The organism is Grimontia indica, from assembly GCF_000333895.2.
GTDB lineage: Bacteria > Pseudomonadota > Gammaproteobacteria > Enterobacterales > Vibrionaceae > Enterovibrio > Enterovibrio indicus.
In genome coordinates, this window is the sequence record NZ_ANFM02000047.1 from 59,223 (window position 1) to 74,096 (window position 14,874).

Genomic DNA, 14,874 nt, shown 5'->3' on the forward strand with positions numbered 1-14,874 from the left:
GGTGAAAGGATGCAGTGGCTCGCGGCTATGGCGAGTGGGTTCAATGGATTGAAAAGGATTTGGCGATGTTTGGAAGCATTCTTTCCTCAGCGTTTAACTTTGCATATAGCTACAAGGGGTTGCTGTTTCGCGTCACTCTCATCCCCATTCTTCTGACGGCCGCACTGGAAGTGGCTGCGTTTTCTTCTAAAAGTGAGTGGATGGAGTGGGTCGATTACTTCTTGTGGAGTGTGCTCAGTACCATTCTCGCGGTAAACGTGCATCGCGTTGTGTTAATGGGACCGGATTCTGTGCCGACTTTTGGGCGCTTTACCTTCGGCAAAATCGAGATTTGGTTTTGGCTGCATTATATGGGGCTTGGTGTCGCGTATTTGCTCATGGCCTTTGCGATGAACTGGATAGGCTCGCTGTTCATTTTCCTGTTGATTATCAGCTTGGTGTTTGGGTGCCGCCTTAGCTTGGTGTTCCCCGCGATTGCGATGGGAAAAGGTGTCTCTTTTCCTTATGCCTGGGCGCAAACGGCGCAAAAAACCTGGCTGATGATCGGCGTGGTGGTGATTGCTCCTTTTATCTTTGGCATCGTGTTTGTTCCCATCACAGCGCTGATTGCCTATACCGCGCCTGAAAATTATCCCCTGTATGCCATTCTAGCAACCAACCTCATGATTTCCTATGTGACGGTTTTGGCGGTTATCGCGCTCTCGTTCGCCTATCAGGATATTACAGGTGAAGACCCTTCAATGCCTTCACCTGAAGAACCTCGGGAAGATTAACGACAGATTGTCGAAGGTAATGCTGAGCGTGTCGTATTGATAGAAGCGGCAGTGAGAGCATGACGAACAATGGAGTTTGCGCTGGAAAAACAGCCAAAGAGGTATGGATGTTTGAATTTAAAACTGGCGATTGGGTGTTCACCACGCAATCTGGTGTTTGGCAGATCTACCGTATTGAGCTTTTTAAGGCATTCAGCCCTTCACGCAAAGCACTTGAAGATAAAACGCTGGTATTCGCGAAGCGGTTTATCGACGATACGGGCAAGGCAGCATTTACTCAGGAATTCTTTTCTCCCAACTCGTTATTCCCTGTAAAAGGGGAGGCTGAACACGACTTGGATCTTTACATCAAAAGTCATCCCAAGCTCTACGCTAAATTTCTTCGATACAAGCCTGAACCCATCAATACTGTCTTCCACTGTCGTGTCGAAGCGCCCGAGGATCAGTCGACAGAGGACGTTGGAGAACTGTTCCCTAAAGAGGTTGAGTTCACCCAATCAGAAGCGATGGAGTTTGTTGACTCGCTGGGGCTGAAATCGAGAAGTTATCCGCTTTGGACAGTGGAATTTGTTTCCCGCGGTACAGTGTTGCGCGATGGATATGTTCGCTATGTTTTCAACCGCGTGCTGGAGTTCTGAGATTAGAAGCACTGTGTATGGGAAATTATTACTCTAAGACGGCTCCTAACTAAGGTGTCGTCAATGGGTTATTATCATTACTTTGACAAGAAAACCTACTTTAAGACGGTTGAAAGCGGAAATACTCCTAGAATGATTGGTTTTGATTTCCTTGTGTGAAATTAACTTATTTTCTTTCTCAATTTTGGTCGGTTTTTATTTTAGTGTTATTTGGTGTAACGAATTTCTCTTTCTTTCTATTTTTCTTTTATTGTATGACTAAGTAGACAATTAAGAGTGATTAAATATATCACAAGCAGTCATCTGTTCTTACTCTTTTACTTACTCCTTCGACGTTTGGTGGCGTGTCTATGGATTCTCACCTAAAGTGGCTTCTTATCTTAATATATTGTGTTTCGTTTTATTAGGGTTGTTTAATGCAATTTTTACTTCATTTTATCTCATTGCTCTGATTTTATGGGTTTTTTAATCTAATTTTTGATATAGGGTTTGGCTTTATAGATTTTATTGCACCCTTTGTGATTTTTATTTTTCATTAACTTGTTGTTTTATTTGTTTAAATCGATTGTTGTGATTGATATATTCCTCTTGGTTTTTGAAGATATGAAAGCGTGAAGTTGTTTTTTCTTAAATATGAAGCTTAACTTTTAAATTAGTAAGGCTATAACATAAATTCTGGGCTTGGTTTCAGTTGGAATAATGTTTATCAGGCTGCGTATTATGATATATGTCCAACTCAAGCCCGGAATTTTTCTTATTATATTTAGAAGGATATGAAATAATGAGATCGTTAATTATTGTATGTATGCTGGGCATTGTTTCAGGCTGCACAAGCTACAGTACGACGCTAGCAAACGAAAAAGGGCATACCACTGATTGCCACGCTAGCGGGTTCGGATTAATCAGTTCAATGGTAGCGAAAAGCAGTTACGAAGAATGCGTGAAAAACGCCCACTCTAGAGGATTTGACGAAGAATAATGCAGTATCTTATGACTGCCATTATTGGTTAGGAAGTAACTATTTAAACGACTTGAACGACGGGCTGTGTTTGTTACCTCACGACAACTCATCATGTTGAAGCTCAGCGGTCGGACTTGACGACTGCCAGGACTCGGTAGAGAGTTTGGTGTTCATCGACGAGTCCGATCCTTTCACTGCTTATGCTCTCAGGATGGTCTCCCCCGAATGTGAAGAAGCTGTCCAAGACTGTTTTGCGATAGCGCTTTACTATCCAGCCCATACTGGGGTGGTTAAAGAAAAACACTTGGTTTCGCGACTTCGGCCACCACCTAGGTTGGAGAAGACCGACCACGTAGTCATTAGTGTTGAGTGTCGGGCTCATTGAGGAGCCCGCAATACGCATTATTTTCAGCATCTCAAAGGTTTCGCTTTGGGCACTTAGGGCTTGAGGTCAGGATACACAGTTGGCAACTCGGGGAGATAGGGACAGTCTGCCGTGTAAGTTTTCACGCCTTTGGTCGCCCAGAATATCTCTGCAAAGCGGTTCACTTTATCCAACAGTTTCAGTGCTGCGTCCTTGTCTGATTCCTGTTTAACCACTGATGCCAGCATCATGATTTCATGGGTCAGGGAGTGAATTTCCGGAAACTGGTCAAGCTGTGGCTGCTTGAAATAATCTCCCCAGATAATGCGAACTTCTTCTTTCAGCTTTTTACCGTGCTCTTCTTTCTGTTCAATCAGGCGGGCAAACGTCGCTTTTTGTTGCTTAGTCAGACCTTGTTCCGGCAGCTCGTTGAGCAGGTCAATCATGCGGATCATCGTCAGTACGGCGATTTGCGCGTGGACAGGATCGTAGATTTTGCAGGGAATATCGCAGTGGGCAGAGACTCTGCCGAAAGAGAATGTGTGGTCGAGGTGTTCCATCAAAGAATGAAGCATGGTGGTTATCTCCGTGACTTGGATTTCTTATCCAGATAAGTAATCGCAAAGATGATGAGCGCACAGCCAAACAGGATCGGCATTAGCCACAGGAAGTGAATGAAATCGGCGGTCCAATGCGCGTGATCGTGGCCTTTGTGGGCGAGCACTTCTGTGCTGAACAGAAACAGAAGGGCAAGCAGTGTGAAGTTCTTGAACATGGTTTCCTCCGGCCGCTCAGGCAGCGCGTTGGGCAGTTTGTTTAAACACGACCAATTCACTGAGCCCGGCGGAATAAGCTTTTAGAAGCTCAACAAAATGATGGTGGTCCGGTGAGGCCTTTTTCAGCTGGACTTCGATGATTTCCAGCGGCGATTCAAGGTGGAATCGGGCGAGTTCAGATTGATCTGATTGCTTGTAAACGGTGGCGAGGTTGTGATGACAGGCCAGCCAGGCTGAGAGCTTTTCGCGGTCTGTGAACAGAGACTCGCTGTTCTCATCCAGCAAGGTGAGGGCATCGAAGTAGTTGTCTTCAGCATGCTCCATCTCATCAATGGCAAAGTATTGGTTCCCCGCCAATATCAAGTTTCTCCAATCATCCATATCACTGCGCCTCAATCATAATGATAACTATTCGCAAGTGATAATTATTATCGATTTGGGTGGAAAGTAAAGACAGTTCCAAAGAGAGAGTAATTGGAATGCCCGAAATGTGATGCAGATTCGAGAGTGGGGAAAAGAGATGTATGAAGGGCTTGGAGGGAAAGGGAAGTTATAGAGGCGTCTCAGAATACGTACTTATTTAGAGGCTTCCTTGGCTGATGCTTAAAGAAACCTTCACTCAGTCAGGTGCGTCAGATGGTTCGTTTTGTATTGGTTTTCTTTCTCTTGATGCTGTCTTTCAACACCACTGCGAAAGAAGCAAGTTGTTCTGCTCAATTGATACCTGACGTTAGCGACGGTCAGGTAATAAAACCGTATTTGGAAAGCTTGAAACAAACCACGCTGTTTTCCAACGAAAATGTCAACGGAAGTTATTGTAACCTCCACGCGTACTACCTAGATAAATCCCCTTGGAAGTTTTATGCCACCCGAGTCCTCTCAATTCTCATCATTCTATTGGGTGCGATGTTGCCCGTTGTTGCAGTTTTTCCAACGTTTTTCAAAGACCAAAGAGTATGGACGGTTGGTATTGGCGCTGCCATTGTGCTTTCTCAGGGAGTTCTGCAAACATTTCACTTTGAGCAGTCTTGGCGTGGTCAGATTGTGGCTCAACTAGAACTGGAAAGCGCTTTAAGGCAATGGCAATTGAGCGTGGTAAATTTGGATGAGAATAGTCCAGAAGCACTTGAGAGTTTGAAGAAGGCGACGCTGGATTTTGATAAGCAAGTATCAAGTATTGTGATGAATGAAACCTCAGGTTTTTTTGACAATGTTTCAAAAGGCACCGGAGCACTTGGCTCCGGGGGCAAGTAATCGTTATATCGCAGCTAAGACTTCGAACTCTTTAACGCTTTCTTAGCCAGATCATCGGTCAGTTTGTGCATTTCCGGCATGATGCGGTGAATCAAATGCAGCTGTTGTAGCACCATACGGGCGGAGCTGCTTTCTTCTTCTCGCCAGCGTTCAAGGTGCTTGCCGAGCGCTTCATCCAGACATGGCGTTTTCTCGAACGATTCGCCTGAAAGCTTCGACACCAGACAATCCAGTTCTTCGTGAATGCCACGGTGCGCTTTGGAAACCAACTCGTGAATGCTGTCGTCGTCCATTTGCATGCGGTGTGCACCCAGTGCAGAGATATAACTCAGCATGGCGTGGTTCAGGCAAAGGAATCGGAAACTTTCATCAGTGGCTGTGCGATACCGGCCAGGTTCCGCCAGCATGTTACTGATAGCGGTCGTAAGCTGGGCATCACCATTATGCGCTTCACGACGGGCGACACGGTAAGCCATGTTGTCACGCTTACCAATGCGGTATTGGCCAATGATCTGTGCCAGATAATCGCGGTTAGCCGCAACGGAATCTTTCATGATCCCGCGCAGTCGGTGAGCCTGCCAATCAGGCAACACAAAACGCACTGCCAACACGGAAAGGGCGCAGCCAACTAAGGTATCGCCAAGGCGCGGCAGTATCACGGCGTAACCTTCACCCAACTGGTTAAAGCACATCAATACCAGCAGGGTAATAAACGCGGTTGCTGCGGCGTAGTGGGTGGTTCGGAACGCAAAGAACAGCACGCCGAACAGCACCATTAATACCAGTTGTCCGGTTAAATCCGGGAACAGGGTCAGCAGCGGTAAGCCCACTAACAAACCAATCAAAGTGCCTGAAATTCGTTCGGTCAGCTTGCTGCGCGTGGCGGAGTAATTGGCCTGACAGACAAACAGGATTGTCAGCAAAATCCAGTAACCGCGGGTGAGGTCAAAGCTCTGAATAATGCCGTAACCGACCGCCAAAGCGAGGCTCAAACGCACGCCATGACGGAACAGCAGGGATTTCGGTGTTAACTGGGCGCGAATGCGCGAAAGCTTGTCGCGGAAGCCGTGCGCATCTGAATCGGCGATCTCTTTGTCTTCATCGCTTTGCGTGGCATCCGGGTTGCTGACGTTGGAAAGCTGGCGCTCGACGGTCGCTAAGTTTCGGAACAGAAAATCGAGCTGCGGCAGTAATGGTGTCCATTCTGGATTGTTCTGCGCTTTCACATACAGCAGGGATTCGTTCAGCTCATCCAGCGCTTTTACGCTCTCTTCTCCGTGTCGGTAAGGCTGTCCAAGAGTCAGACATTGAGAAACTTCCAAACACGCTTTGGATTGCAGGTGCAAAAGTCGCTGCAGGCGGAACATGACATCACTGTGGAAGAAGACTTCTGCCAGTTCCTGATAGCGGTAATGCGAGGAGTTGGCTCGCTCATGAATGTCTTGCGCCAGAAAGTAAATCTTGAGGTATTGGCGGTTACTGTCGCTCAGTCTGCCGCCACGTACACGGTTCAGCAGCGCGGCCTTGGCTGTGTTTAGCGCGGTGACAACCAGCGCATTTTCTTTTGCATCACGCAGGCGCAAAGGCTGTGGCTTTAAATCTCTACTTGGGTGGAACATCTCTGATTTCTGGTCAAGATAACCGGAAAGGGATTTAAACAGCGCTGCAAGGCTCTGTTGCACTGGCTGGTGCGGCCATAGCAGCAGCCAAATCAGTGAAATAGCCCCGTAAAGCGCGGCACCTGCCAGCAGAAGTGAAGGTTGATACCAAAGGTTTTGTGACTCGTGCGCGCCGAGCATGGTGTAAACAGCAATAAGCAAGGATGCAAATGCAATGCTGGCATACCGCGCACCTATCGCGCCCAACATGATAAAACCGAAGGTTGAGGTCGTGAGACCGGTAACAAACCACCATGGGTAATCAAAAAGGAGCTCAATGGAGAAGGTGGCGACGGCGAAACAGAAAAGGGTGGTGAGCAGCGCAGAGAGTCTGCCGGAGAAGTTGTCGTCTGTTTCTGCCAGTGCAGAGGCAATAATGCCAAGAACCAGTGGTGTGATCGCTTCTGAGGCGCCATACCACCAACAAGGAAGGGCAACACCAACGAGAGCGATAAACACGCGGACACTGTAGTTAATGCGGCTGTTGGCCCAGTATTCCCTGAATGTAAGAGAAGTTTTCTTTGAAATCATTTCAATGCAGCGTTAAGGCAAGTGTGGCTAAGATAGCAGATTAAAGGTGTCATCCAAGGGACGAGATCAAAAACGAAGACTATTTCGCTTGGACAAGACAGGGAAAGCGTCCTTTTGCTTGATTTTCATTCATCTATCTAAACTCTTTGCGTTGTTGGGCTATAAATAACACCTGAAATTGATATGCTGTACATATAGACAGGAAAATAGAATCCAACCATGAAACTCACCGCCTCCAATCTGGCTCAGTGGTTTGTACAGGGCGATCACTACAGTATCGCGCTGGACGACAACCAACTGGTTTTTGAATCCAAACAAATGACGCAAACCGTCCCATTTTCTATTTGGGATGGGCAGTGCCGCGTGTCTCGCGGTCTGGTTTGGGGGCGACTGACTTTCATTGTTTCTCCTGCAGATCGGCCCGCACAGAAAATCACGGTTTATGGTTTGCCCTGGAATCAGGTGCATGAGTTCGCTGAGACACTTTCTGAGCACTATCAAGCGTGGCTGGGTAAGCAACAGAACAAGTTCATGCTGGTGGAGTCGGAATTGTTTGCGCTGCGTGATGAGTTACGCGACTTCTCGGGTTTTCTGAGATTTGAAGATTTGAAAACGTGGCAGGTGAAAGCGCAGGAAGTCTTTGAGCGTTGCGGTGTTTTACCGCAAGTGATGGCAGCAGCCAATCCAGCGCTTTATCAATCACTCTATGGCTGGCTGCAAAACGGTGAAGCACAGCGCAACGCCCGAAATACTGCATTGCGTGATGAAGAGTTGGAACGTTGGTCAACCTGGTTTGATGGGGTGGAATCGTCACCGCTGAATGATTCACAGCGTCAGGCAGTGTTGATGGACGATAACCACAACTTGCTGTTGGCGGGTGCGGGTTCGGGTAAAACCAGTGTGCTGATGGCACGGGCGCAGTATTTGGTTGCCAGCCAGCAAACGGAACCTTCACGCATTTTGATGTTGGCATTTGGTAAGAAAGCCAGTGAGGAGATGGCAGAGCGTTTGACGAAAGCGGGTTTAAAGGGTGTGGAAACCTCGACCTTCCATGCCTTTGCACTCAAGGCAATCAAAGAGATTTCAGGGCAGGATGCCAATATCGCGCCGATGGCGACAGATGAAGAAACCAAACACAGTTGGATGACCTTGTGGCTTGCGGAAAACTTCGCTCAGCCTGCGGTTGAAAAGCGCTGGCTTAAGCATTTGGCGCAGTGGTCTATTCCGGGTTTATCGGCAGAGCGTCCGCTGCTGGAACAGGCTCATGAAGCTAAGCTGCAAAGGTGGCTGTGGCGACTGGTGGATTTGCTGGCGCAACAAAGCCAATCGGCAACGGCGATCAAGGCATCGATTAAAGGTGATGAAAAAGCTGAAAGTGAACTGGCATTGGTTCAGCCAGTGCTGAAAGGCTACCTCGCGGCGCTGAAAGAACAGAAGGCTTATGACTTTAACAGCCTGATCAAAGAAGCCACTAAGCTGCTTTCCAAGAAAAGCGAAGCCTTTGGCGCGCGATACGATCACATTATGGTCGACGAATATCAGGACATTTCCCCAGCGCGTCTTGCTTTGCTCGAAGCGCTTTGCGGCGGTAAACGAAACCGTGCGCCGTCGCTGTTTGCCGTGGGGGATGACTGGCAGGCGATTTACCGCTTTGCAGGATCTGATGTCAGTCTGACCACGGGTTTTATGAGCCGTTTTCCTTCTGGTGTGATTCGTTATCTTGATACCACTTATCGCTTTAATTCCCAGATTGGCGCTGTTGCCAATACCTTTATTCAGGTTGACCCACAGCAACTGAGCAAACCGCTCGACAGTGCACGAGAGCAAAAGAAAAAAGCCGTGCATTTGATGCCCTCGGATGCGATGGAATCGGTATTGGAGAAACTGGCAAAATCCGCTGGCGACAAACCAACCAGCCTGTTGTTAATGGGGCGTAATAACGCCAACAAACCAGAATCTCTTGGCGAGTGGCAGAATCAGTATCCGAGCCTTTCCATCAGCTATGTCACGGCACACGGCAGTAAAGGTCTTGAAGCGGATTACAGCTTTATTCTGGATGTGGATGACGGCACGTTTCCGGCTAAATCATCAGGTGAAGGATTGGAAGCTGCATTGCTGTCAGTGGCAGATGAAATGGAACATGCGGAGGAAAGACGCCTGTTCTATGTGGCGTTGACCCGTGCACGACATGAGTGCTGGGTGTTCTCCCACCCGGAAAAACCATCGGTATTTGCCAAAGAGCTTTGGCAAGGAAGTTATCCTGTCACGTCTAAGCTTTCGAAGAAGGTGCTGCAGGCGGTTTAAGCCGCCTTCATATCTTCGTCTTTGTACTGTTGGGCGATATCGATAAAGGTATGCTCACAGGCCAGAAAAGCATCCACCACAGCAGGGTCGAAGTGAGTGCATCGTCCCTCCAAAATGATGGCTTTCGCTTCATCATGGCTGAAAGCGGGTTTGTAGACACGCTTGGAAATCAGGGCATCGTAAACATCTGCCAGCGCCATCAATCTGCCTGAGAGCGGGATCTCTTCGCCGGACAAACCTTTTGGATAACCTGAGCCGTCCCATTTTTCATGGTGGGTGGCGGCAATTTCGCGGGCAAAGCGAAGGAAGGCAATGCCATCGCCACTTTTCTCGGTGATGCTGAGGGCATCTGCGCCAAGCTGGGCGTGGGTTTTCATGATGGAAAATTCTTCGTCTGTCAGCTTGCCGGGTTTGAGCAGAATCGAATCCGGAATACCCACCTTACCGACATCGTGCAGCGGTGCTGATTTGTAAAGCAGGTCGATGGTTTCTTCGGTCAGGTAGTTGGAATACTTGGGTTGGCGCTTCAGTACGTCGGCCAAGGCTTTTACGTAATGCTGAGTGCGGAGAATATGCGCACCGGTTTCGTTGTCGCGCACTTCTGCCAAGGTGGAAAGCCCTATGATGGTTGCGTCCCGCGTGCGGTTTATTTCGTCATAGCTATCTTTGAGATCGCTGAACATCTTATTGGTGTAGTAGGCAATCACGCTCAGCTCGCCAGCTTGGCTCAGTGGCACTTTTTCTTCGAAGTTGCCGGATGCTGCTGCTGTCATCGCATTGGTTTGGCGGGTGAGCTGCTCGCTCACCAGTGCTGACCCGTTAAAGGAAATCAGTGCGATGTATGCCAATACAACCCCTGCAACATAAACAAACTCTTTCAGAATGCTGTCGATGTCTGCAATGGCAACCTGATGTTCAGTGTGTTCAACCAGCCACAACAAATCTTTCGTCACGACCAGCCCCAGTAGCACGGTGACCATCACGGTCAGGAACATGGCACCCAAGCCGATTTGACCCGCCAGAGGTTTGATATTGTCGGGCATTTGGTTCTTATCAATCTTGTGCTTGGAGAGGTGGCGGGCATTGGAAATAGCCAAATCCAGATTAATCACAATACCCAGCAGGGCCATACCGAAAATGACTTTGAGATTGCTATCGAGTGGGAAATCGTAAAGTGCCGAGTACCAGGCGGCAAAGCCAATCCCGACAATCGTAAATAAACCCACATTGGTGGCCAGACTCGCTTCGTCATGTTTTACAGCGCGGATAAGTAAGCGGGCAAAATACAGCAGGATGAACACGGTTGCGGTTTGGATGAAGAGGACGGCAGTGGGCAAGGCATCGATAAAAGGGCAGACTCTGGCGCCATAGAGCGTGAAAATAAACACGGCGGTGACGTAGTGAAGCACCGCGCGGGTCGGCGACTGATAGTGTGTGGTATCTGTCATAAGTCCCTTTGTATTCAGGTCGGTATCTCTAAAATTCTAGTCTTAATAATGAGACCTGTAAGGAGGAGAACTTATTTCATTGATTTTTAATACCACATTGCATCAGCGTTCTCTCCGCGATCGCTTCGGTGATCAACACATGGTAATGGAAAGCGCGGTGCTGATTGAAAGCGGTGGTTTCTGGCTGGGTTAAGGCTTGTCCGGTGAGATGGCTAAAAGCACTGAAAACCGATTTTGAAGAATCACCCGTTGCAGCAATACCCAGTTGCGCACAGACAGAAAGATTATTGATCAGCGAGAGTTGCATGACTTGCTCGTTGTCATCATGTACCGCCATCACGGCAAAGTAATTGCCTTCACGAATCCACAACTCCCCATTGGTCAGGGTTTGCTTCTCTCCGTCTTCTGTTGCGTTCCATGGTTCGTCAAACCCCAGAGCAAAGAGCGCATTCTTCATTTGAATCGAATCCGGGAAGGTGTTGTCCATGCGGTCACTTAACGCACCTGGTGATAAGAGAATCCCCATGAAAAAGCAGACTGTTTTTACTAAGCGATTAGCCATAACAAACCTCTCAATGGTCGCCGTAACAAGGTGAACGATCGTCGATATGTGATGCTGGGATTGCACACATTTTGAACAATGCCCCTTAATGCCGATAGCGGTCACATGCTGAGATTCTTGAGAAATTATTTGATGACACTGTCACAAAAGAAAACAAAAAGTTTCAATTGTGAATTTTATTCTTGAGAGTGAGTGTTCAGAAAACCCTTGGATAAACAAGGTGAAATGATAGTTTTATTAATTATGAAACAGTAACTATCACTTTGAAATAATGTGTTCTTTTGCCTATAAGTTATTAATGCAATGAGTTGTTTAGCCAACGTTTGTTGTGATTTTTTTGTAAAAATATCCAACAGTTTTAATAAGCTCAGTCGATAGCAGAGCAAGCACGTAACACTCAGGGTTTGCCGAAAGTGCCTCCAAGAAAACATCAAAGCCACTTTCTGTTAACGGCAAAAGGTATCCCATTCAGAGCAGCATTTCCGGCGAGGATGTTAGATGAACACAAATTCGGCTCAAGTGAAAAAGCCGCCGGCAAAACAAAAAGAACGCGTCATTATGGGGCTTCAGGCCATGGATTTTATCCAACATGGCACCGAAGCGTCGTTGGAGATTGTGACGCCATTGGGGCAACGTCTTAACTTCAAATCCAACTTTATTGGGTTTGATGACCAGCAACATATTTTCTTCACGATGCCTCGTCTTCAAAAGACCGAATATGAAGAGTTCTTCATGCAAGGTTTCAACGTCGATATTGAAGGCATTTCTGAGCAAGGTGAAGGGGCGTTGGTTCGTTTCAGAACGCGAATAGAGCATGTGGTGTACAGGCCTATTCAGCTTCTGGTTTTCCCCGTGCCTCAGCAAGCAAAACTGGTGTTGCTGCGTAATGAAGTGCGCTATGAACTTAAACTTCCTGGTGACATTCAGCTCTCAAACCGCAAATTGCGTGTGGTGCTGACTGACGTTTCATCCGGTGGGTGTGGCTTCAGCTTTGACGCCATTTCACCAGAATTTGATGTGGACACCAAAATTGTGTTGGAAGTTATTAACGGCTCCAATGGCGACACTTACGCCTTGAGTGGTGCCGTGAAAAACTGCCGTAAAAAGCGGGGTAAGCAGAATTACGGTATGGTTTTTGATGAACCCGGAAAGGCGAACTGCCGTCGGTTGCTGTCTAACCTGATTTACGACGGGACAAAATACGTGTTCAAGAGTCCGAAAAAAGATCAGACGCCGGGTGTTTAGCTGGGCGAGGGTTAGTAAAAACACCGCAACTGCGGTGTTTTTTAATGCCTGAAATCGAAGAAACTCCCCACAAACGCTGCCCGAAGGGTTCAGCCCTATGCGTTTTATGCTTTGTTGAGGCGTAGTTGCTTAGAGTAACTAGGCGGCACAAACCTCGCCGCGCCAAAAACGCTTAGGGCTAGAACAAAATTTAACTACCAAAGTTCAACAGACCCTACAAAATGTAGAGAAATGCTGTCTCATTTCTGAACAGACAGAAATACTTGTCTAGACTGATAAAAGGTCTTAATAAATCAGATACCTCCATGACAGATGCAAACGCAGACAATCACTTTGTGACGGCAGCGGTCGTCGCGGCGGAGTTGTATAAAGCCCGGGAAATCGCGAACGATATTTCACTTACCGCAAGCAATGCGCGTGCGCTGGCATTACGCGCTGGGCAAGGCGCTGCGGGGTTTAGGGCAATTACTGATTTCATCGATCAGTTGGCCGATACCACGGTAAAAACCTCAGACATCATTAACCTCAAAGCGGTCACCATCAGCAGATTGGCGACAATTGCGGTGCGTAACGAACGCACCATGGAATGCTTCAAGAAAGCTGCAAAGATAAGTAAAGACGCCGCCTACGTTGGCACGATAGAAAAGCCGATTGAAACCATGAAGGCAGAGCATGCGCAATTGCTCCGCCAGTTTTACCGCGAAGTTACTTCGCTATCAGAGCTACTGGAAAATTTGGCTCGCGAGATCAAAACCGCCTCAGTGCTGTCAGCGATGTCGCGTGTTGAGGCTTCACAGTCCGGTAAGAAATTTGAAGAGGGACTGAACGTTGTTGCAGACAACGTTTCTACCGCTGCAGACCGAATACAGACACACGTCATGCTGTCTCAGTCACTGTGTCGTGAATTGGCAAACGAATACTAATTGCTCGAACCGCAAACGCTTCGGAGACAGATCGAATGATCACAAAGGAAATCTATTCAGGGGAAACGCACCAGTGGTTTATGTTCGGGCGTGACCCGTCTAAGCCTGAAAAAATTATCGACACCAACCAATATATGATCCGCACGCATAACAACGCGCTGTTGATGGACCCAGGTGGCATAGAGATTTTCTCCGCGATGCTGGCGTCCGTCGTTAAACAGGTACCGATTAATCAGATTGGGCATCTTTTTGCTTCGCATCAGGATCCAGACATTATTTCTTCCCTCGGCTTATGGGATACCGCTTTAACCGAATCTAAGCTTCATGCTCCCTGGCTTTGGGAAGGATTTGTTCGTCACTTTGGGATGGAGCATATTGAATACGCTCCAATCGCTGACGAGGGCGGTACTCTGGTGTTGAACGGCGTTGAGATCCGCTTCATTCCGGCGCATTACCTCCATTCTTCAGGCAACTTTCATGTTTATGACCCAGTGGCGAAGATTCTAATGAGTGGCGATATTGGCGCGGCTCTGGAGGCGGACGATGCACCAATGGAAGTGGAAGACTTTGAGGAACACATTCCGAAGATGAAAGGGTTTCACCAGCGTTGGATGCCATCGAACACCGCCAAAAATGACTGGATTCGTCGGGTGCGCGAGCTGGATATCGAAATGATGTGTCCCCAACATGGCCGAATGTTTACCGGCGAAAATGTTGGCAAGTTCTTGGATTGGTTTGAACGGCTTGATGTGGGCGTGGCGGTGAAGTAAACAAATAGCAAGAAGGGTGCATCGGCACCCTTTTTTAATGTCTTTGGAAATGGCTGCTATTCTCGGAATACCAGCAACAGGTTAAGCGCGTCGCCCGGGTCGACTTCATGATCGGCATCGTCATCAAAGAAGGCGTTGAAGCCCTCTAATCTTGGGTCATCATTGTTGATGTGATGGAAGCCCATGCTCCATTTTTTGAATTGTCGTTCGACAATATCTTTCCGCATCATTTCAACGATGGAATAGTGGCGATAATCACTGCAAATCTTTTTAAACAGGGGCGCGAGAATGTCTTCCTTGCCTTCAATCACCTGTATGAAGTCGCCATCCTTGTAAAGCAACATTCCGGTGACGCCTAGTTTTTCATTGTTTTCGCGAATCACGGCGAGCATTTCTGCGAACTCTTCATCAGTGAAAGGGTGTTCTGCGCTGCTGATGTAGACGATCTGCTGTAAGTTATCGCTCATCTTGAACTCCTATCTCCATCGCTAGGGGCTGTTGACCTTTGGTGGTTAAACTTTGTTCTAGTCCTAAGCGTTTTAGGCGCGGCGAGGTGTGTGCCGCCTAGTCATTCTAAGCAAATACAACTCAACAAAGCATAAAACGCTTAGGGCAGAACCCTCCGGGCAGCGTTTGTGGGGAATTTCTGCTGCGTTATCGGCTTCTC

At 47.8% G+C, this 14,874-nt stretch carries 14 protein-coding genes; 7 read left to right on the top strand and 7 right to left on the bottom strand.

Annotation, left to right across the window (positions count from 1 at the left end; translation table 11 throughout):
• Positions 1 to 65: 65 nt before the first annotated feature.
• Both D515_RS21975 and D515_RS21980 read left to right on the top strand, forming a co-directional pair.
• Complete coding sequence (locus D515_RS21975; RefSeq protein WP_039850502.1) at positions 66 to 773, top strand: hypothetical protein; 708 nt, start codon at positions 66 to 68, stop codon at positions 771 to 773.
• 107 nt (positions 774 to 880) lie between these two features.
• Positions 881 to 1,411 carry a hypothetical protein gene (locus D515_RS21980; protein WP_002541779.1) on the top strand — a complete coding sequence of 177 codons (531 nt, stop codon included), beginning with the start codon at positions 881 to 883 and terminating at the stop codon, positions 1,409 to 1,411.
• Between the two features lie 1,399 nt (positions 1,412 to 2,810).
• Here D515_RS21980 and sodN read toward each other — a convergent pair.
• The 3 genes from sodN to D515_RS22000 are packed head-to-tail and all read right to left on the bottom strand — an operon-like array spanning position 2,811 to position 3,893.
• Entirely contained in the window at positions 2,811 to 3,311 is a 501-nt protein-coding gene (gene sodN, locus D515_RS21990) for a superoxide dismutase, Ni (protein WP_002541780.1), read from the bottom strand.
• Between the two features lie 5 nt (positions 3,312 to 3,316).
• Positions 3,317 to 3,511, bottom strand: coding sequence for a hypothetical protein (locus D515_RS21995; protein ID WP_002541781.1), 195 nt, complete (start codon positions 3,509 to 3,511; stop codon positions 3,317 to 3,319).
• A 16-nt stretch (positions 3,512 to 3,527) separates the two neighbouring features.
• Positions 3,528 to 3,893 (bottom strand): hypothetical protein, encoded by a 366-nt coding sequence (locus tag D515_RS22000; protein ID WP_002541783.1) that lies wholly within the window; start codon positions 3,891 to 3,893, stop codon positions 3,528 to 3,530.
• Between the two features lie 255 nt (positions 3,894 to 4,148).
• Between D515_RS22000 and D515_RS22005 the strand changes: the two genes are divergently transcribed.
• Positions 4,149 to 4,766, top strand: a complete 618-nt coding sequence (locus D515_RS22005; protein WP_002541785.1) for a DUF4231 domain-containing protein — start codon at positions 4,149 to 4,151, stop codon at positions 4,764 to 4,766.
• A gap of 14 nt (positions 4,767 to 4,780) precedes the next feature.
• On the opposite strand, the gene yccS is transcribed toward D515_RS22005, so the two are convergent.
• On the bottom strand, positions 4,781 to 6,955 hold the full coding sequence (yccS, locus tag D515_RS22010; protein ID WP_002541786.1) for a YccS family putative transporter: 2,175 nt from the start codon (positions 6,953 to 6,955) through the stop codon (positions 4,781 to 4,783).
• A gap of 219 nt (positions 6,956 to 7,174) precedes the next feature.
• On the opposite strand from yccS, the gene helD reads away from it, so the two are divergent.
• Entirely contained in the window at positions 7,175 to 9,259 is a 2,085-nt protein-coding gene (gene helD / locus D515_RS22015) for a DNA helicase IV (protein WP_002541787.1), read from the top strand.
• On the opposite strand, the gene D515_RS22020 is transcribed toward helD, so the two are convergent.
• Together D515_RS22020 and D515_RS22025 are read right to left on the bottom strand one after the other, a co-directional pair.
• Positions 9,256 to 10,707, bottom strand: coding sequence for an HD domain-containing phosphohydrolase (locus D515_RS22020; RefSeq protein ID WP_002541788.1), 1,452 nt, complete (start codon positions 10,705 to 10,707; stop codon positions 9,256 to 9,258). The genes helD and D515_RS22020 overlap by 4 nt on opposite strands.
• A 76-nt stretch (positions 10,708 to 10,783) precedes the next feature.
• On the bottom strand, positions 10,784 to 11,269 hold the full coding sequence (locus D515_RS22025; RefSeq protein WP_152442418.1) for a hypothetical protein: 486 nt from the start codon (positions 11,267 to 11,269) through the stop codon (positions 10,784 to 10,786).
• 498 nt (positions 11,270 to 11,767) lie between these two features.
• Here D515_RS22025 and D515_RS22030 point away from each other — a divergent pair, with 498 nt between their 5' ends.
• From D515_RS22030 to D515_RS22040, 3 genes are all read left to right on the top strand, one after another.
• Positions 11,768 to 12,514, top strand: coding sequence for a flagellar brake protein (locus D515_RS22030; protein ID WP_002541792.1), 747 nt, complete (start codon positions 11,768 to 11,770; stop codon positions 12,512 to 12,514).
• Positions 12,515 to 12,819: 305 nt separating this feature from the next.
• Entirely contained in the window at positions 12,820 to 13,437 is a 618-nt protein-coding gene (locus D515_RS22035; protein WP_002541793.1) for a hypothetical protein, read from the top strand.
• Positions 13,438 to 13,472: 35 nt separating this feature from the next.
• A complete protein-coding gene (locus tag D515_RS22040; RefSeq protein ID WP_002541794.1) occupies positions 13,473 to 14,207 on the top strand; it encodes an oxygen-binding di-iron domain-containing protein in 735 nt (244 codons plus the stop codon).
• 56 nt (positions 14,208 to 14,263) lie between these two features.
• Here D515_RS22040 and D515_RS22045 read toward each other — a convergent pair whose 3' ends face one another.
• Positions 14,264 to 14,674, bottom strand: a complete 411-nt coding sequence (locus D515_RS22045; protein ID WP_002541795.1) for a BLUF domain-containing protein — start codon at positions 14,672 to 14,674, stop codon at positions 14,264 to 14,266.
• Positions 14,675 to 14,874 lie beyond the last annotated feature (200 nt).